Below are 18,181 nucleotides of genomic sequence, written 5' to 3'. Positions count from 1 at the left end.
ACGTCCTGCGGTGGCGCTGCCACTGCGAGCCGGGCTGGTCCCGCGGCTGGCGGGGTCCTTCCAGCAACGCTCCACCGCGGACCAGCTTGCGAGGACGCTGGACCAGGGCGACACGGCGATCCTGACGTCCGACGGCGTCCAGGCCACCGTGCTGTCCGGCATGGGCGGGGTGGGCAAGACCCAGCTGGCCGCGGACTACGCCGAGCCCGCGTGGGCGGCACGGGAAGTGCAGCTGCTGGTGTGGGTGACCGCAGACTCGCGAGAGGCCGTCGTGTCCATGACTTCGTGCCGATCCTCGGGCGCGAGCATCCACTGATTTCGGACGTGCGCGCCAAACTCACTTCTTTGCAGCTGGAGGCCGACGACGCGGCGCACTGAAGGTCAGCGGACCGTGCGGGTCTCGCCATCCCAGTCGGCGGTGAGCTCGGGCAGGAGCTCGGCCAGCTGCACCGGGTACACGGTGTCCTCAGTGGACTCCAGCTCCTCCGCCGTCCACCACCGGTACCCGGAGATCGTCGTCTCCTCCACGTCGTTGAACCCCGACGTGTCCACAACCAGATCCCCGTCCACGGAGGCGTAGAAGAACCACTCCTCCGCATCGAACGTCTGGCCGTCGAAGCTGAACACCGCACGACGCCGCCACACCGGCCCGACCAAGGCGTCCGGCGCGAGCTTCAGCCCGGTCTCCTCGAAGGCCTCGCGAACGGCCGCGTCACGCAGCTCCTCGCCGTCCTCCACGCCACCACCAACGGTGAACCAGAACAGCTCCTGAGGCCGCGCGGGGTCGAAGCCCTGGAACAACAACACGCGCCCAGCAGCATCCGTCAGCACCACACGGGCAGAAGGCCGCGGCGTCAGCATCACGGCGTCGGATGGTGCGGAGGGCTCCGCGATCTCGAAGTACGACGGCTGCGGTGCGGTGCCGGCCAGACGAAGCCACCGCGCCACACGACGACGTCGTTGGAGCAGGGTGTCGCGGACGGCGTCGTTGTGCACGCGGCGGGCCAGCACGACGCGTTCCTCGGCGTCGGCCAGTTCGAAAGCCAGTGCGGGAGCCAGAGCAGAGCGGTCCAGAGCGCCCAACAAACCCGAGAGCTCGTTCTCGGCGTGCTCGCGCTCGGAGCGGGATGCCGACTCGGCGCGGGAAGCCGCGGCGGACAACGCCGGGTCCAGGAGGGCTCGGACCACGACGGCGCGGCGGGCCAGGGCCGCGTCGAGGGCGGCCCAGGCGGCGTCGGTGCGGACGTGCAGGCGGTCCAGGCGGTTCGCGATCGAGAGGACCCACGCGGACAGCAGCAAAGCGAAGACCACTACAACCAGGAAAGTGGTCATGCCTCGCTCACCCGGCGCGGGTCGGCGGCGATGGCCGTTTCGTAGACGCGCAGGACCTGCGACGCGACGACGGACCAGTCGAAGGTCTGCACGCGCGCTGACGCCAGGTCGACGTACTCGGCGCGCAAAGCCGAGTCCCGCAGCACCGAACGCAACGCGGCGGCCAGGGCGGCAGCGTCGCCCACCGGGAACAGCACGCCCGCCTTGCCGTCGTCCAGCACGCGGCGGAACGCGTCGAGGTCGGACGCCACCACGGCGGTGCCGGCGGACATGGCCTCGGTCAGGATGATGCCGAACGACTCGCCGCCGGTGTTCGGGGCGACGTAGACGTCCACGGAACGCAGCATCCGGGCCTTCTCGACGTCGTCGACCTGGCCGAGCAGATCCACTCGGTCCCCGAACGGGCCGTCGAACGTCGACTCGCCGCGGCCCACCACCAGCAGCCTGAGGTCCGGGAACTCGTCGGCGATCAGGCCGAACGCCTCCCACAGGATCGGCATGCCCTTGCGCGGTTCGTCGTAGCGGCCGACGAAGCCGATCGTGCCACCGGGGCGCGGGTAGCCGTCCAAAGTGGACGCCGAGGCGAAGAACTCGACGTCGACGCCGTTGGGGATCTCCACCGCGTCGCCGCCGAGGTGCTCGACCTGCACGCGCCTGGCCAGCGCGGACACGGCGATGCGGGCAGTGACCTTCTCCAGGAACGGTTGCAGCACGCCCTGGAACGCCGAGAGCATCTTGGAGCGCGGGGTCGAGGTGTGGAACGTGGCGACGATCGGGCCGTCGGCGACCATCAGCGCCAGGAACGACAGCGACGGCGCCGTGGGCTCGTGCAGGTGCAGGACGTCGAACTGGTGCTCGTCGATCCAGCGGCGGACCCGTGCGTACGAGACGGGGCCGAAGGACAACCGCGCCACGGATCCGTTGTACGGGATGCCGACCGCGCGGCCCGCCGACGTGACGAACGGCGGCAGTTCCTGGTCGTCGTCGGCCGGCGCGAGGACGTTGACGGAGTGCCCGAGGCCGATCAGGGCGCGCGCGAGGTCGACGACGTGGGCCTGCACTCCCCCCGGGACGTCGAAGGAGTACGGGCAGACGATTCCGATCTTCATCTGGCCACGACCTTCACCGCGAGAGCCTCCTGGCGAGGGCGGCGCGGCGGCTCTCCGGCAGGTCGGCGAGCCAGAGCTTCTGGAGCATGTGCCAGTCGGCCGGGTGCGCGGCGATGTCGGCGGCGAACACGTCCGCGACGGCCTGGGTGGCGGCCTGGACGGTGCTGACCTTGATCGGCGGGTGGATGCGGAAGTGCCAGCCGTCCTCGGTGAACCAGCAGCCGACCGGGAGCAGCGCGGCCCCCGTCGTCGCGGCGAGGTGCGCGGGGCCGGCGGGCATCAGGGTCTGCTCGCCGAAGAACGTGACGGGCACGCCGGACGCGGTCAGGTCGCGGTCGGCGAGCAGGCAGACGACCTTGTTGTCCCGCAGGCGCTCGGCCAGCACCGTCGCGGGTGGACGGTCGCCGCCGTTGAGCGGGAGCACCTCGAAGCCGAGGGTCTCGCGGAACTCCACGAACTTGCGGTACAGCGACTCGGGCTTCAACCGCTCGGCCACCGTCGTGAACGTGCCGGAGTGACCCACGAGCCAGACACCGGCCATGTCCCAGTTGCCGCTGTGCGGAAGCGCGACGACCGCACCGCTGCCCTCGCTCAACGCCGCGTCGAGGTTCTCCTGGCCGGACACCTGCGAGTTGCACTTCTCGTACACGGCGCGCAGGTCCATCGACGGCAGGCGGAACGCCTCGCACCAGTAGCGCGCGTACGACCGCAACGAGTCGCGCACCAGCTCGTCGAGTTCTTCCTCACCCGCACGGGGCACGACCCGGCGCAGGTTCTTGCGCAGCTGCTCGACGCCCTCGCCACCGCGCTTGGCGGCGTAGTCGGCGCCGAAGCGGAACAGCGCGTGGGCCCACGACTGCGGCAACAGCCGGATGAGCCGCCACCCGGCCGTGTACCCGAGCGTCGCGAGGTTCACGCGGCCTCCCGCGCCGACTTGGCCACGGCGAGGATCCGCTGGATCACCGTCGCGACCGTCATGACCGCCAGCAGCCACAACGCGATGTCCATCAGGTGCGGCACGCCGAGACCCTGCACACCGGCACCGACCAGGGCGACGATGAAGCGCTCCGCCCGCTCGGCCAGACCACCGTCCGCGGAGAGCCCCGACGCCTCGGCGCGCGCCTTCACGTACGAGATGACCTGCGAGGCCACCAGGCAGATGAAGCCGGCCACCGCCGTCCAGCGCGCACCCGTGTCGAACGCGTACCAGGTGAGCGCCGCGAACAGCGCGCCGTCGGCGATGCGGTCGCAGGTGGCGTCGAGCACGGCGCCGAACTTCGTCGGTCCCTGCGCTCTGGCCATCGCGCCGTCGATCAGGTCGAGCAGCACGAAGAACGTCACCAGCGCGCAGCCCAGGAACAGCTGCCCGCGGGGGATGAACCACAGCGCGCTCGCCACGGCACCGGCCGTGCCGACGACGGTGACGGCGTTGGGCGTGAGGCCACGCGCCAGCAGCCACGCCCCGATCGGATCGGTGACGCGCGAGACGGACGCGCGAGCGAAGATGTTCAGCATGGCGTGTCGCAGCCTAGCTGGACTGGTGAAACGCACTTCCCGCGGGTGAGGCGGCACCCACGAGCAGTGGCGAACTGGCGGTGCCTGGTGGGTGCTGTTCGATGAGAGTCACGGGCGAGCGGTTCGGAGACGGCGCCGCCGAAGCGGCCTCATACCGGGCGTATTCGGGTGCTTCGGCGGTGCCGTCTCCGGACCCCTCGGCCGCGACTGTCGCGGACGGCACCCGCCAGGCACCGCCAGCCCCCTCTGGCCCCCTTCAACCGAGCCTGCGGTGATCCTCCGCGATCCGCTTCAGCAACGCCTGCAGCTCCTCCCCCCGCACCGCCAGCCGCTCCAGCCTGCCGAACAACGCGAGGTACTCGCGCACGTCCAGCGGGTCGGTGATGGTGGCGTTGCCGGTCAGCACGCTGACCGTGACGACACGCTCGTCGTAGATGTGGAAACCGTGCAGCGCGACCACGTTCGCGTCGGCTGACCACGGCACCACGCCGAGGCGGACGTTCGGGCGGCGCTGGATCGCGGCCAGGTGCTCGACCTGTTCCGCCATCAGCTCGGCCGAGCCCATCCGCCAGCGCAGCGCGCTTTCGGAGAGCACGAACACGAACTGCTTGGCCAGATCGTCCATGCGGGACCGTCGTATGCGCAGGGCGGCCACCGCGGCCTCCTGCTCCGACGGCGGCATCGTCCCCAGCACGATCCGCAGGTAGGCCTCCGACTGCAACAACGCGGGCACCAGGTTCACCTGGAAGAACCTCGATGTCGCTGCTCGGGCCTCCACGCGGCTCACCGTCTGCTGGTGGCGGTGCGCCCCTCGGTGCAGCACGACTCGGCGGGTTTCCGCCTCCGCGTGCAGCGACCTGGCGAGTTCGACCAGTTCGATGCGCGTCTCTCTCGTCGCGGCCAATTCCGCTACGAGACGCTCCACGTCCGTGACGGACGGGAGCAGCATGCCGTTCTCGATCTTCGACAGCTTTGACTGGCTCATCCCGGTGGCACGGGCGGTGGCCGTGCCGGTCATCTTCGCCTCGGTGCGCAACCGGCGTAACTCACGCGAAAGCCGTTCTCTCGCTAATCGCGAACGCTCAGGTGCGGTCATGTTCGCACCGTAACCATTCGCACACGTTGAGACGATCGGCCATAGGCGGGGACTTGACTCGCAGTTGACACCTCCAGGTGGGTGATCTCACCTACCTGGAATCGGTTTGTACTGGCGTTACGTCTCGATCGTTCGGCCAAAAACACCCGAAAGTTGCAATGCAACCTATTCCGCGCCGGGTGGAAAGAGCACCGAATGTCCGGTGCGGACAACGTGAGTGGTTTTTGTCACTCTTTTGTCCAAGAATTAGTACGGCTTTCAATCACGCCCGGCCTGGCTAAACGCTGTGTTTAGCGCATGGCAATACAAGACACACCGAACCCAAAGGCGGCCGCGACCGAGTCAGTCGACGGCCTTCCAACCGTCCGCGAGCAGCTGCCGCGTCTCCCCCAGCAGCTGGGGCAACACCTTCGTGTGCCCGATGACCGGCATGAAGTTCGCGTCCCCGCCCCACCGCGGCACCACGTGCTGGTGCAGGTGGGCGGCGATGCCGGCGCCGGCCACGACGCCCTGGTTCATGCCGACGTTGAACCCGTGCGGCGACGACACGTGCCGCGCCACCCGCATGGCCTTCTGCGTGAACGCGGCGAACTCCGCGGTCTCCGACGGCGTCAGGTCCGTGTAGTCCGGCACGTGCCGGTACGGCAGCACCATCAGGTGACCGGGGTTGTACGGGTACAGGTTCAGCACCGCGAACACCTCGGCGCCGCGCGCGACGATCAGGCCGTCCTCGTCGGACAGCGTGACCACGCGGCAGAACGGGCAGCCCGCGGGCTCGTCGCCCTCCGCCTTGCCCGCGCCCTGCACGTACGACAGGCGGTGCGGGGTCCACAGACGCTGCAACGCGTCGTGGACCCCCACACCGTCCTGTTCGGAGTACTCAGGCGTCACGAGAGCAGTTCCGCCGTGGGCGAGGCGTTCTCGCGGCGCTGCACCCAGTCGACGATCTGCTCGACGGCCCGCTCCACCGGCACGCCGTTGATCTGCGTGCCGTCGCGGAACCGGAACGACACCGCGTTCGCCTCCACGTCCTTGGCACCGGCCAGGAGCATGAACGGCACCTTCTGCATGGTGTGGTTGCGGATCTTCTTCTGCATGCGGTCGTCGGACGCGTCGACGTCGACCCGGATGCCCTTCTTGCGCAGCACCTCGCGCACCGCGAACAGGTGGTCGGCGTTGTCCGAGGTGACCGGGATGCCGACGACCTGGACCGGCGCGAGCCACGCCGGGAACGCGCCCGCGTAGTGCTCGGTCAGCACGCCGAAGAAGCGCTCGACCGAGCCGAACAGCGCGCGGTGGATCATGACCGGGCGCACGCGTGAGCCGTCCGGGCCGGTGTACTCGAGCTCGAACCGCTCCGGCAGGTTGAAGTCGAGCTGGATGGTCGACATCTGCCAGGTGCGGCCGAGCGCGTCACGGCACTGCACCGAGATCTTCGGGCCGTAGAACGCGGCGCCACCGGGATCCGGCACGAGCTCCAGACCGGACTCGCGGGCCACCGAGGCGAGCGTCTCGGTCGCCTCCTCCCAGATCTCGTCGTCACCCACGTACTTCTCGGGGTTCTTGGTCGAGAGCTCCAGGTAGAAGTCGTCCAGGCCGTAGTCGCGCAGCAGGTCGAGCACGAACTTCAGCAGCGAGGCCAGCTCGTCGCGGATCTGGTCCTTGGTGCAGAAGATGTGCGCGTCGTCCTGCGTCATGCCGCGGACTCGGGTCAGGCCGTGCACCACGCCGGACTTCTCGTAGCGGTACACGCCGCCGAACTCGAACATGCGCAGCGGCAGCTCGCGGTACGACCGCCCGCGCGACTTGAAGATCAGGTCGTGGAACGGGCAGTTCATCGGCTTGAGGTAGTAGTCCTGGCCGGGCTTGCGGACCGTGCCGTCCTCGTTGAGCTCGGCGTCGAGGTGCATCGCCGGGTACATGCCGTCGCGGTACCAGTCGAGGTGGCCGGAGACCTCGAACAGGTTGCCCTTGGTGATGTGCGGCGAGTAGACGAACTCGTAGCCCTCTTCGGTGTGCCGCTGCCGGGAGTAGTCCTCCATGGCCTTGCGGATGATGCCGCCCTTGGGGTGGAACACCGCGAGACCGGAGCCGATCTCGTCCGGGAACGAGAACAGGTCGAGCTCGGTGCCCAGCTTGCGGTGGTCGCGGCGCTCGGCCTCGGCCAGGCGCTCCAGGTACGCGTCCTGCGCCTCCTGGGACTCCCACGCGGTGCCGTAGATGCGCTGCAGCTGCGGGTTGTTCTCGTTGCCCCGCCAGTACGCGGCGGCGACGCGGGTCAGCTTGAACGCCGGGATGTGCTTGGTGGTCGGCACGTGCGGGCCGCGGCACAGGTCGCCCCAGACCTGCTCACCGGAGCGCGGGTCGAGGTTGTCGTAGATCGTCAGCTCGCCGCCGCCGACCTCCATGACCTCGCTGGTGTCGACGTCGCTCTTGATGTCGACGAGCTCCAGCTTGAACGGCTCGTTCGCCAGCTCGGCCTTGGCGGCGTCGACGGACTCGACCACGCGGCGGGAGAACCGCTGCGATCCCTTGATGATCTGCTTCATGCGCTTCTCCAGCGCCTGCAGGTCCTCGGGGGTGAAGGGCTTCTCGACCTGGAAGTCGTAGTAGAAGCCGTCCTTCACGGGCGGGCCGATGCCGAGCTTGGCCTGGGGGAACTGCTGCTGCACCGCCTGCGCCAGCACGTGCGCGGCGGAGTGGCGGATGACGCTGCGGCCGTCCTCGGTGTCCGCGGCCACGGCCTCGACCTCGACGTCGACCTGCGGGGTCCACGACAGGTCGCGCAGGTGGCCCTCGGCGTCCTTCACCACGACGATCGCGTCGGACCCCTTGCCGGGCAGACCTGCCTCGCGCACGGCCGTGCCCGCCGTCGTCCCAGCCGGAACCACCACGCGCGGCGGGTTCTGGGCGACTGCTGGGCGCGACTCGGACACGATGACTCCTAGCTCGAAGTGTGGTTTTCGGATCAGATGCTATCGGTGCTCAAGATGGACATGACGATCGCGTCGTGGAAGACGCCGTCCCAGAGCAGGACGTCCCTCAGCCGGCCCTCCTCGCGGAAGCCGCACTTCCGGTACACGTGGATCGCCCTTTCGTTGAACTCGTACACCTCCAGGTCCACCCGGTGGAGGTTGCGCACGGTGAACGCGTGGTCGAGGACGTGCCTGATCGCCGCGGTGCCGTAACCCTTGCCCCAGCCGTCCCACAGGGCGATCCGCAGCCCCGATTTCCGGTTGGCGTCGTCGATGGGATTCAGCACGACCTCGCCGATGCACTTCCCGTCCTCGACGATCGCGCGGGTGTACCGGTTCGGGTCGTTCAGCGTCCGCTCGATGTAGGCCTCGTAATCCTTCAGGGTGAACGTGCCGTGCGTACCGGTGAAGCGGTTGACCTCGTCGTTGTTCGGTCCGCCCGCGAGCATCTGCGGTGCGAACTCAGGACGCAGCGGTACGAGTTCCATGGGTCGATTGAAGCGGGTCCACGCAAGTCGTTTCCGCCGGTCGCGATTCATACGCAGCGGCTTCTGAGTGGTTTTTCGGATGCGTCCGGGAGGGTGGAGCGAGCAGTCTGTGTGCCCGGCCCGCCGCCGAACGGAGCACCGAGATGCACGACGTCGTCGTCGAATGCCCGGTCCGCCTCACCGAGGCCAACCGGGACGAACTGCGCCTGCTGTACGCCGACCTGCGCGACCACTACGCGCGGCGCGACGCCCGTGACGGCACCCGCACGACGTTGCACTTCGTGTGGTCCGGCGTGCTCGACGCCGAGCTCTTCGGCGCGACCTACGCCGACCAGCGGCACGTCTTCGCGGGCTCGCGGCCGGTGCTGAACTCGGCCGGGAACGGGCTTCAGGAAACGAACAGGTGGCTGTCAGCCTCGCCTCAGCCGAACGGCGCATCGTTGAGGACATGAGCGAGCAGGGACAGGCGCCTCCACCGCAGGAGCCGCCGAAGAACGAACCGCAGGCCGCCCCTGCACCGGACCAGGCGACGACACCGCTGCCGGCCGGGGCACCGGCCACGCCCGGTCAGCAGCCCACCGCCGAGCAGCCGGCGGCAGCGGCGGGCGAGCCAGCGGCAGCCGCCACGGGCCAGCCGGCGGCGGAGAGACCAGCAGCCGCGACGGCGACGGAAGCGCCGGCCGCACCCCATCCAGCGACAGCGACCCCTTCGGTTGCAGCACCCGCCAGGCCTGGCCGCGTGAGGCGTTTCGCGGGACACCGCGCCACCCAGCTGGTCGCCGTGGGCCTGCTGGGTCTCGTCCTCGGCGGAGGCATCGTGGGAGCCGTCGCGGCTAACCGTCTCGACCACCGCGGCGGGCCGGGCCACGTCCGGATGTACGACCGCGGCGACCGCGGACCCGACCGCGGCCAGGACCGGGGCCAGGACCGCGGTGGCTTCGAGCAGCGCGGCCCGTTCGGAGACCGGGGCGACCGCTTCGAGCGGTGACCCGACCGAGCGCGCGACTCCCGTCTGAAGCCCGAGTCCCCGACGACGTGAGTCGCGCGCTCCTGGTGGCGGGCCCCGGAACGTTGGCGGTGAATTCACGCTCAGCAGGGCGCGTCGCGGCACCGCCCCCGCGCCCCCATACGACTCCGGTATGAGGACGCGGGGGCGGCACCACGACGCACCCGTCTGACCGCGAATTCGCTCGGCAACGTTCCGGGCCGCGCCACCAGCCAGGAACGCACGTCACCGCCGGATCAGTCCCCCTCGTTCTGCGGTGGCGTGCGTTCCGCCCACACGACTACTGCGAAGCCTGCGGCCCCAGCCGGATCGCCAGCAGCTGGCGCCTCAGCACCTTCCCGGTCGCGTTGCGCGGCAGCTTCGGCACGACCACGACCTCGCGGGGCACCTTGTGCCGCGCCAGTCTGGTCCGCACGAACTCGCGCAGCTCCCGCACGTCGATGCGGGCACCCGCCACCGGCACCACGAACGCGCGCAACCGTTGCCCGTACTCGGGATCCGGCACGCCGAGCACTGCCGCGTCGCGCACCCGGTAGTGCGTCATGAGCAGGTTCTCGACCTCGACCGGGTACACGTTCTCGCCGCCGGACACGATCATGTCGTCCTCACGGCCGTCGAAGTACAACCGGCCGTTGGGGTCGAAGTGGCCCAGGTCGCCGGTCGCGACGAGCCCGTCGATGGACTCTTTCTGCGAACCGTCCGTGTAGAGGTCGACGGTGAGAGAGCCGCGCACGTAGATCTTGCCCGTCACGAACGAACGCGTGATGCGGTTTCCTTCTTCGTCGTAGAGCCGCACGATGCAGTTGTGCGGCGGCAGGCCGACGCTGGACGGCGCGGCGGCGAGGTCGTCCGGTGTCGCGACGGTGGCGACCGCGACTTCCGTTGAGCCGTAGAGGTTGTAGAGCACCGGTCCCAGCACCGCCTGGGTGCGGTGCACGAGGTCCGGCGGGAGCGTCGAGCCCGAGGAGAACACCACGTTCAGGTGGCTCAGGTCGTACGAGTCGATCACCGCGCGGTCCAGCTCCATGATCCGCTGCAGCATCGTCGGCACCAGCACGATCGTCGTGCACCGCTGGCCCTGCACCGACCACAGCGTCCGGCGCGGGTCGAAACGGCGGTGCAGCACCGCGCGCGAGCCCAGCGACATCGCGAGCGTCAGGTGCGAGTAGCCGACGGAGTGGAAGATCGGCGCGGCGATGAACGTCGACTCGTTCGCCCTCATCGGGATGCGGTCGAGGAAGTCGGACGCCGTCAGCACCGACTTGATCTCGCGCGCGGTTCCCTTCGGCACGCCGGTGGTCCCCGACGTCAGCTGGATGACGACGCCGGGCTCGCGCGGCGGTTCCAGCTCTCCGCGCGGCGCCTTGGCGACCAGCTGGTCGAGCGTCGGCGTGCGACGGTCCAGTCCGTCGCGCGACCACGCGAGCCAGCGCGGGATCGACGGCGGCAACTGGTGGAACAGCGGGGTGAACTCCTCGTCGTGAATGACGAGCGACGCCCGTTCACGTTGCAGGAGGTCCAGCACGACCGGAGCACCGAAGCCCGTGTTCACCAGCAGCACGCGGACGCCAAGTTTGGCGCACGCCAGCAGCGACTCGACCATGCCGCGGTGGTTGCGGCACATCAGCGCCACGATGTGCGTGTGCTGCACTCCCAGCGCGCGCAGGCCCTGCGCGATCGCGGTGGAACGCCGGTCCAGCTGCCGGTACGTGACCGAGCCGCGTTCGTCGACGACCGCGATGCCGTCCGGGTTCAGCAGGACGGAACGGCGCAACGCCGTCACGTTCGGTCCCCAGACCTTGACTTCTTTCAAGGCCTGCACGGACATCTTGAAGTTCTTGAGACTCACCATGCCCGCCTCGGACAAGACGCGGAGTGAGTGCACCCGGCCCATGGCGTCGTGAAACACCTTGCGCAACCCTGGCATCAACAGCTCCTTGCCGCTGCAAGTCCCCGAGGTATTCGGACGGTAACTGTCCGCAAGGCTCACGCCAAGTGTTGTGCCATGCGGAATGTGCATGACAACGGTACTACCGTACCTGAAAACCTTTTCACGTTGCCTGGGTGGTGCCCAGAACCCTTCCACAGCCCTGTCAGAGCGCGAGTCTGACCGGTCAGACCAAAAAACCCCGCAGCAACGACGCCGTTCCATCGAGGTGCTCGGCCATCGCCTGCCGGGCCGACGCCGGGTCTCCGTCCAAAATGGAGGTGATGATGCGCTCGTGCTGGGCGTTGGAGTGCGCCAGGTTCGGCTCGAGCAGCGGGATGTGGTCCAGCAGCTCGTTGGCGCGCATCCGGGCCTCGGCGACGGCGGCGGTGAGCGACGCGGACCCCGTGGCCTCGGCGATCGCGAGGTGCAGCCGCGAGTCCTTGCGCCGGTACTCCGCGAGCGACGCGGTGGACGCCTCCTCCAGCCGGGTCCGCAGCCCGCGTCGTTCCGACGGCCCGAGCGACCGGCCGGCCGCGGCTTCCGCGGCACCGGTCTCCAGGACTTTCCGCAGCGTCAGCGCATCGTGGATGTCCCCGAACTCCTTGCCGGGTGCCGACTTGGGGATCTCTTGGTTGACGAACGTGCCGCCGTACCGGCCGCGCCGCGACTCGACGTAGTTGTTCTCCTGCAACGTTCTGATGGCCTCGCGCACGGTCACCCTGCTCACGCCGAGCCGGGTGGCCAGCTCCCGTTCGGACGGCAGCCGCTCCCCCGGCGCGACGACGCCGAGCCGGATGGACTGCATGAGCCGTTCGACGGTCTCCTCGAAGGCGTTGCCCGCCCGTACCGGGCGGAACAACGCCTCCTGCGCGTGTTCGACCATTAGAGCGGTGTGACGTACGCGCCGGCGATGCCACCGTCCACGAGGAAGTTCGACGCCGTCATGAACGACGAGTCGTCCGACGCCAGGAACGCGACAGCCGCGGCGATTTCCTCAGGTTCGGCGAACCGGCCGAGCGGTACGTGCACCAGGCGCCGCGCGGCCCGCTCGGGGTCCTTCGCGAACAGCTCCTGCAGCAGCGGCGTGTTGACCGGGCCGGGGGAAAGCGCATTCACGCGGATGCCCTCGCGCGCGAACTGCACACCGAGCTCACGTGACATCGCCAGCACACCGCCCTTGGACGCGGTGTAGGAGATCTGCGACGTCGCCGCGCCCATCGTCGCGACGAACGACGCGGTGTTGATGATCGAGCCCTTGCCGTTGGCCTGCATGTGCGGGATGGCGTACTTGCAGCACAAGTAGACCGACGTGAGGTTCACCTTCTGGACGCGGTCCCACGCCTCGATGCCCGTCGTCAGGATCGAATCGTCGTCGGGCGGCGAAATACCGGCGTTGTTGAACGCGATGTCCAGCTTGCCGTAAGTGTCCACAGTGGTCTGGAAGAGCGCCTTGACCTGCTCCTCGTCGGTCACGTCGACCTGGACGAACAGTCCACCGGCCTCGTCCGCGGCCGCCTTGCCGGTCGCCGGGTCGAGATCGGCGACGACGACCTTCGCGCCCTCGCTCGCAAACCTGCGCACGGTCGCGAGTCCGATGCCGCTGCCGCCACCCGTCACGACGGCCACGCGGCCCTCGAGTCGCTGCACCATCTTGTTTCTCCTGTCAGGTTGCGTGAAATCAGGTAGCGATGAAGACGTTCTTGACTTCGGTGAAGGCGTCCAGCGCGTCCGGACCGAGCTCGCGACCGAGCCCGGACTGCTTCACGCCACCGAACGGCGTCCAGTAGCGGACGGACGAATGTGAGTTGACAGAGAGATTTCCGGCCTCGACGGCACGGGACACCCGGATCGCGCGGCCCACGTCGTTCGTCCAGATCGACCCGGACAGCCCGTACTCGGAGTCGTTCGCGATCCGGATCGCGTCCGCCTCGTCGGTGAACGGCAACACCACGACGACCGGTCCGAAGATCTCCTCGTAGACCGTCGGGTGGTCCGCGGGCGGCGTGAGGACCGTCGGCGGGAACCAGAACCCCGGCCCGTCCGGCGCGCTTCCCCGGAACGCGACGGGAGCGTCGTCTGGTACGTAAGACGCGACCTTGCCGAGGTGCGACGCGGAGATGAGCGGCCCCATCTCGGTCGCGTCCTCGCCGGGCTCACCGACCTTGACGCCCTTGACCGCGGGCTCCAGCAGCTCCATGAACCGGTCGTAGACGTTCGCCTGGACGAGGATCCGCGACCGGGCGCAGCAGTCCTGCCCGGCGTTGTCGAACACCCCGTACGGCGCCGTCGCCGCCGCCTTCTCCAGGTCGGAGTCCGCGAAGACGATGTTGGCCGACTTGCCGCCCAGCTCCAGCGTCACCCGCTTCACCTGGTCCGCGCAGCCCGCCATGATCTGCTTGCCGACCTCGGTGGAGCCGGTGAAGACGACCTTGCGCACCAACGGGTGCGTGACGAACCGGTTGCCGACGACGCTGCCCTTGCCCGGCAGCACCTGGAACACGCCCTCCGGGATCCCGGCCTCCAAGGCGAGCTCGCCGAGCCGGATCGCCGTCAGCGGCGTGAGCTCGGCGGGCTTGAGCACGACCGTGTTGCCCGCGGCGAGCGCCGGGGCGAACCCCCAGCCCGCGATCGGCATCGGGAAGTTCCACGGCACGATCACGCCGACGACGCCGAGCGGCTCGTGGAACGTCACGTCCAGGCCGCCGGGCACCGGGATCTGCTTGCCGAACAACCGTTCCGGTGCGGCCGCGTAGTAGTGCAGCACGTCACGGACGTTGCCGGCTTCCCACCGCGCGTTGCCGATGGTGTGGCCGGAGTTCTCGACCTCCAGCCGCGCCAGCTCCTCGTTGTGGGAGTCGACGAGCTCCGCGAACCTGCGCAGCAACCGTCCGCGATCGCCGGGTGCGACGTTCCGCCAGCTCTGGAACGCCTGCTGCGCGCGCACGATCGCCGCGTCCGTCTCTTCGAGAGAGGTGTGCGGTACGGACCGAACGACCTTCTCGGTGGCGGGGTTGATGACGTCAAAGGTCACGACGCTCTTCTCCTTGCGGCTTCGACCAGCGCTTCGAACAACCTCAGGTCCTCGGTGTCCTGCTCGGGGTGCGACTGCACGCCGACGACGAACGGGGCGCTTTCCAGTTCGACGGCCTCGACCGTGCCGTCGGGGGCCGCGGCGGTGACGCGCAGCCCGTCCGCGACCCGGTCCAGCGACTGGTGGTGATGGCACTGCACGGTCGTCGCGTCGCCGAGGACGTCGTGCAGCCGGGAGTCCCCGACGATCTCGATCTCGGTGTGCTCGAAGACGCCCGGCGCCGGGTTGTGACCCTCGATGTGCTGGTGCAGCGTGCCGCCCAGCGCCACGTTGAGCACCTGCATGCCCCGGCACACGCCGAGCACCGGCAGGTCGATCTTCAGCGCGGCCTCGACCAACGCGAACTCGGCGTCGTCGCGGTCGCGCCGCGGTTCGCCGGTCTTCTCGTGCTTCTCGGCACCGTAGGCGGCGGGGTCGATGTCCGCGCCGCCCGCGATCACCAGACCGTCCAGGAACGCGATGGTCTCGGCGGTCCAGGTGCCGACCGGCGGCAGCATGACCGGGTTGCCGCCCGCCTTGACCACGCAGTCGAGGTAACCGCGGTAGAGCACCGCGGCTTCCACGTCCCAGTGCCCGAAGCGCGTGCGCTCCAGGTACGTGCTGATGCCGATGAGTGGCTTAGAGGCGCTCAAACCCGCGTACCTTCTCCCAGTCCGTGATCGCCGCCTCGAACGCGTCCAGCTCGACCTTGGCCGCGTTGAGGTAGTGGTCGACGACGTCCTTGCCGAACGCCTCCCGCGCGATCTCGCTGGCGCCGAACAGATCGGCCGCCTCGCGCAGCGTCGTCGGCACGGTCGGCCGGTCGGACGCGTAGGCGTTGCCGACGAACTCGTCCTCCAGCTCCAGCTCGTTCTCGACCCCGTGCAGACCGGCCGCGATCAGTGCCGCGACCGCCAGGTACGGGTTCACGTCCCCGCCGGGTACCCGGTTCTCGAACCTGAGCGACTGCCCGTGGCCGACGACCCGCAGCGCGCACGTGCGGTTGTCGCGGCCCCACGCCACCGCGGTCGGCGCGAACGAGCCCTTCACGAAACGCTTGTAGGAGTTGATGTTCGGCGCCAGGAAGTAGGTGAACTCCCGCAGCGCGGCCAGTTGGCCCGCCAGGAAGTGCTTCATCATCTTGGACATGCCGTGGCCCTCGGCGAAGACCGGGTCGCCGTCCTTGGACCGCACGCTCAGGTGGATGTGGCAGGAGTTGCCCTCGCGTTCGTTGTACTTCGCCATGAACGTGAGCGACTTGCCCTGCTGCGCCGCGATCTCCTTGGCGCCGTTCTTGTAGATGGCGTGCTGGTCGCACGTTCGCAGCGCCGTCGTGTACCGGAACGCGATCTCGTGCTGGCCGGGGTTGCACTCCCCCTTGGCCGACTCGACGACCATGCCCGCGCCCGTCATGCCGTTGCGGATCGCGCGCAGCAACGGTTCAACGCGCGCGGTGCCCAGCAACGAGTAGTCGACGTTGTACTGGTTCGACGGCGTGAGGTTGCGGTAGCCGGCGTTGAACGCCTGCTCGTACGTGTCGTCGAAGACGATGAACTCGAGCTCGGTGCCGACGTAGGCCTCCAGGCCGAGCGCGGCGAGCCGGTCGAGCTGCTTGCGCAGGATCTGGCGCGGCGAGGCGACGACCGGTTCGTCGTTCTCCCAGACGAGGTCGCACATGACCAGCGCGGTGCCCTCCTGCCACGGGACGCGGCGCAACGTCGAGATGTCCGGCTTCATCACGAAGTCGCCGTAGCCTCGGTCCCAGCTCGACATCGCGTAGCCGCTGACCGGGTTCATCTCGACGTCGACGGCGAGCAGGTAGTTGCAGCCCTCCGCGGAGTGCCCGAGGACCTCGTCGAGGAAGTACTGCGCCGCGCACCGCTTGCCCTGCAGGCGCCCCTGCATGTCCACGATCGCCACCAGGACGGTGTCGATCTCACCGGTGTCCACGGCCTCGCGCAACTCCTCGACGGTCAGCATCCCGCGTTCCTCCAAAGGTATGTCTGCGAGCCATTGGCGGCACCATCTTGACACCACCGGGTGACGAGCGCCACCCTCAACCGCCGTCTAAAGGACTGGACGGAGTCCAATTGAGGAGGACGCCGATGAGTCACGAAGCAGACAGTCCGCCCACAGCGCAACGGTCAGCCGACGAGCAGCGGCTGCACGAGCTCGGCTACGCCCAGGAGCTCTCCCGGACCATGTCCGGCTTCTCCAACTTCGCCGTGTCCTTCACGATCATCTCGATCCTGTCCGGCTGCCTGACGCTCTACGGCTTCGGCATGAACACCGGTGGGCCCGCGCTCATCGTGTGGGGCTGGCCGTTCGTCGGCCTGATGACCCTGATCGTCGGCCTCGCGATGGCGGAGGTCTGCTCCAGCTTCCCGACCGCGGGCGGGCTGTACTACTGGGCGGCGAAGCTCGCACCGAGCAATGGCCCCGCCTGGTCGTGGTTCACCGGCTGGTTCAACTTCCTCGGCCAGGTCGCGGTGACGGCGGGCATCGACTTCGGTGCCGCGTTCTTCATCAACGCGTTCCTCGACCTCCAGTTCGGCTTCGCGGCCACTCCCCCGAACACGATCCTGATCTTCGGCATCGTGCTGGTGCTGCACGGGTTGCTGAACACGTTCGGCGTGAAGCTGGTCGCGCTGCTGAACGACGTCAGTGTGTGGTGGCACATCATCGGCGTGGTGGTCATCGTCGGCGCGTTGGTCGTGTTGCCGTCGGAGCACCAGTCCGCTTCGTTCGTCTTCACGCACTTCGTCAACAACACGGGTTGGTCGTCGGCGTTCTACGTCGGACTGCTCGGTCTGTTGCTGGCGCAGTACACGTTCACCGGCTACGACGCCTCGGCGCACATGACCGAGGAGACGCACGACGCGGCCCGCAGCGGCCCGCGCGGCATCGTGATGTCGATCGTCGTGTCGCTGGTCGCCGGCTGGGTGCTGCTGGTCGGCATCACGTTCGCCATCCGCGACTACGACGGCGCGCTGAGCAGTGCGACCGGCGTGCCACCGGCCCAGATCTTCATCGACGCGCTCGGCGTGACCGGCGGCAAGCTCCTGCTGCTGATCGCGATCGGCGCCCAGCTGTTCTGCGGCATGTCGTCGGTCACCGCGAACTCGCGGATGATCTACGCGTTCTCGCGGGACGGCGCGCTCCCCGCGTCCTCGATCTGGCACAAGATCAACAAGCGCACCCGCACCCCCACGAACGCGATCTGGCTGGCCGCGGGCGGCGCGTTCGTGCTCGGCCTGCCGTACCTGTGGAACGCGACGGCGTACGCGGCGGTCACGTCGATCGCGGTGATCGGCCTCTACATCGCCTACGTGCTGCCCACCCTGCTGCGCCTGCTGCAGGGCGACCGGTTCGAACGCGGACCGTGGCACCTCGGCAAGTGGAGCAGGCCGATCGGTGTCGTCGCGGTGGCCTGGGTCGTGTTCATCACGATCCTGTTCATGCTGCCCCAGGCGTACCCCGTGACGGCGAAGACGTTCAACTACACGCCGATCGCGGTGCTGGTGGTGCTCGGGTTCGCGGGCATCTGGTGGCTCGTCTCCGCCCGGAAGTGGTTCAAGGGCCCCAAGGTCCAGGGCTCGCCGGAGGAGCTGGCGGCGATCGAACGAGAGCTCGACTCGATCTGATCTCCCGCGCGCGTGG

Annotated in this window: 18 protein-coding genes; 4 read left to right on the top strand and 14 right to left on the bottom strand. The window is 68.8% G+C overall.

What is annotated here, in order from left to right; all coding sequences use genetic code 11:
* Positions 1 to 10: 10 nt before the first annotated feature.
* Positions 11 to 316: a hypothetical protein gene (locus AOM45_RS19755; protein WP_030466200.1), complete on the top strand. Its 306-nt coding sequence runs from the start codon at positions 11 to 13 to the stop codon at positions 314 to 316.
* Positions 317 to 381: 65 nt separating this feature from the next.
* Here AOM45_RS19755 and AOM45_RS19750 read toward each other — a convergent pair whose 3' ends face one another.
* The 8 genes from AOM45_RS19750 to AOM45_RS19715 form a co-directional block, all read right to left on the bottom strand.
* Positions 382 to 1,332 (bottom strand): NUDIX hydrolase, encoded by a 951-nt coding sequence (locus AOM45_RS19750; RefSeq protein ID WP_030466201.1) that lies wholly within the window; start codon positions 1,330 to 1,332, stop codon positions 382 to 384.
* On the bottom strand, positions 1,329 to 2,441 hold the full coding sequence (locus AOM45_RS19745) for a glycosyltransferase family 4 protein (protein WP_030466202.1): 1,113 nt from the start codon (positions 2,439 to 2,441) through the stop codon (positions 1,329 to 1,331). The genes AOM45_RS19750 and AOM45_RS19745 overlap by 4 nt, the downstream gene beginning before the upstream one ends.
* A gap of 13 nt (positions 2,442 to 2,454) precedes the next feature.
* Entirely contained in the window at positions 2,455 to 3,357 is a 903-nt protein-coding gene (locus tag AOM45_RS19740; protein WP_030466203.1) for a phosphatidylinositol mannoside acyltransferase, read from the bottom strand.
* The gene (pgsA, locus tag AOM45_RS19735; RefSeq protein WP_030466204.1) at positions 3,354 to 3,956 is read right to left on the bottom strand and encodes a phosphatidylinositol phosphate synthase; all 603 of its coding nucleotides are present in this window, start codon (positions 3,954 to 3,956) and stop codon (positions 3,354 to 3,356) included. The genes AOM45_RS19740 and pgsA overlap by 4 nt, the downstream gene beginning before the upstream one ends.
* A gap of 256 nt (positions 3,957 to 4,212) precedes the next feature.
* Positions 4,213 to 5,052: a helix-turn-helix domain-containing protein gene (locus AOM45_RS19730; RefSeq protein WP_030466205.1), complete on the bottom strand. Its 840-nt coding sequence runs from the start codon at positions 5,050 to 5,052 to the stop codon at positions 4,213 to 4,215.
* A gap of 342 nt (positions 5,053 to 5,394) precedes the next feature.
* A complete protein-coding gene (locus AOM45_RS19725; RefSeq protein WP_030466206.1) occupies positions 5,395 to 5,943 on the bottom strand; it encodes an HIT family protein in 549 nt (182 codons plus the stop codon).
* Entirely contained in the window at positions 5,940 to 7,988 is a 2,049-nt protein-coding gene (gene thrS / locus AOM45_RS19720; protein ID WP_236703756.1) for a threonine--tRNA ligase, read from the bottom strand. Before thrS ends, AOM45_RS19725 begins: the two co-directional genes overlap by 4 nt.
* Before the next feature lie 32 nt (positions 7,989 to 8,020).
* Complete coding sequence (locus AOM45_RS19715) at positions 8,021 to 8,515, bottom strand: GNAT family N-acetyltransferase (protein ID WP_030466208.1); 495 nt, start codon at positions 8,513 to 8,515, stop codon at positions 8,021 to 8,023.
* Between the two features lie 143 nt (positions 8,516 to 8,658).
* On the opposite strand from AOM45_RS19715, the gene AOM45_RS19710 reads away from it, so the two are divergent.
* Together AOM45_RS19710 and AOM45_RS50970 are read left to right on the top strand one after the other, a co-directional pair.
* Positions 8,659 to 8,967 carry a hypothetical protein gene (locus AOM45_RS19710; protein ID WP_030466209.1) on the top strand — a complete coding sequence of 103 codons (309 nt, stop codon included), beginning with the start codon at positions 8,659 to 8,661 and terminating at the stop codon, positions 8,965 to 8,967.
* On the top strand, positions 8,964 to 9,503 hold the full coding sequence (locus AOM45_RS50970; RefSeq protein ID WP_156093658.1) for a hypothetical protein: 540 nt from the start codon (positions 8,964 to 8,966) through the stop codon (positions 9,501 to 9,503). The genes AOM45_RS19710 and AOM45_RS50970 overlap by 4 nt, the downstream gene beginning before the upstream one ends.
* Before the next feature lie 298 nt (positions 9,504 to 9,801).
* Here the strand turns inward: AOM45_RS50970 and AOM45_RS19700 are convergent, their stop codons facing one another.
* The 6 genes from AOM45_RS19700 to AOM45_RS19675 form a co-directional block, all read right to left on the bottom strand.
* The gene (locus tag AOM45_RS19700; protein ID WP_051782932.1) at positions 9,802 to 11,448 is read right to left on the bottom strand and encodes an AMP-binding protein; all 1,647 of its coding nucleotides are present in this window, start codon (positions 11,446 to 11,448) and stop codon (positions 9,802 to 9,804) included.
* 187 nt (positions 11,449 to 11,635) lie between these two features.
* Positions 11,636 to 12,334, bottom strand: a complete 699-nt coding sequence (locus tag AOM45_RS19695) for a FadR/GntR family transcriptional regulator (RefSeq protein WP_030466212.1) — start codon at positions 12,332 to 12,334, stop codon at positions 11,636 to 11,638.
* A complete protein-coding gene (locus AOM45_RS19690; RefSeq protein ID WP_030466213.1) occupies positions 12,334 to 13,101 on the bottom strand; it encodes a 3-oxoacyl-ACP reductase in 768 nt (255 codons plus the stop codon). Before AOM45_RS19690 ends, AOM45_RS19695 begins: the two co-directional genes overlap by 1 nt.
* Positions 13,102 to 13,129: 28 nt before the next feature.
* The gene (locus AOM45_RS19685) at positions 13,130 to 14,482 is read right to left on the bottom strand and encodes an aldehyde dehydrogenase family protein (protein ID WP_030466214.1); all 1,353 of its coding nucleotides are present in this window, start codon (positions 14,480 to 14,482) and stop codon (positions 13,130 to 13,132) included.
* On the bottom strand, positions 14,479 to 15,174 hold the full coding sequence (locus AOM45_RS19680; RefSeq protein WP_030466215.1) for a gamma-glutamyl-gamma-aminobutyrate hydrolase family protein: 696 nt from the start codon (positions 15,172 to 15,174) through the stop codon (positions 14,479 to 14,481). Before AOM45_RS19680 ends, AOM45_RS19685 begins: the two co-directional genes overlap by 4 nt.
* A complete protein-coding gene (locus tag AOM45_RS19675) occupies positions 15,161 to 16,501 on the bottom strand; it encodes a glutamine synthetase family protein (RefSeq protein ID WP_030466216.1) in 1,341 nt (446 codons plus the stop codon). The genes AOM45_RS19680 and AOM45_RS19675 overlap by 14 nt, the downstream gene beginning before the upstream one ends.
* A 125-nt stretch (positions 16,502 to 16,626) precedes the next feature.
* Here AOM45_RS19675 and AOM45_RS19670 point away from each other — a divergent pair, with 125 nt between their 5' ends.
* A complete protein-coding gene (locus AOM45_RS19670; protein WP_051782933.1) occupies positions 16,627 to 18,165 on the top strand; it encodes an amino acid permease in 1,539 nt (512 codons plus the stop codon).
* Positions 18,166 to 18,181 lie beyond the last annotated feature (16 nt).

It is taken from the genome of Lentzea aerocolonigenes (genome assembly GCF_000974445.1).
Classification (GTDB): Bacteria; Actinomycetota; Actinomycetes; order Mycobacteriales; family Pseudonocardiaceae; genus Lentzea; species Lentzea aerocolonigenes.
The sequence above is the reverse complement of the archived record's forward strand: the minus strand, read 5'-3'. Positions and strand labels throughout refer to the sequence as shown.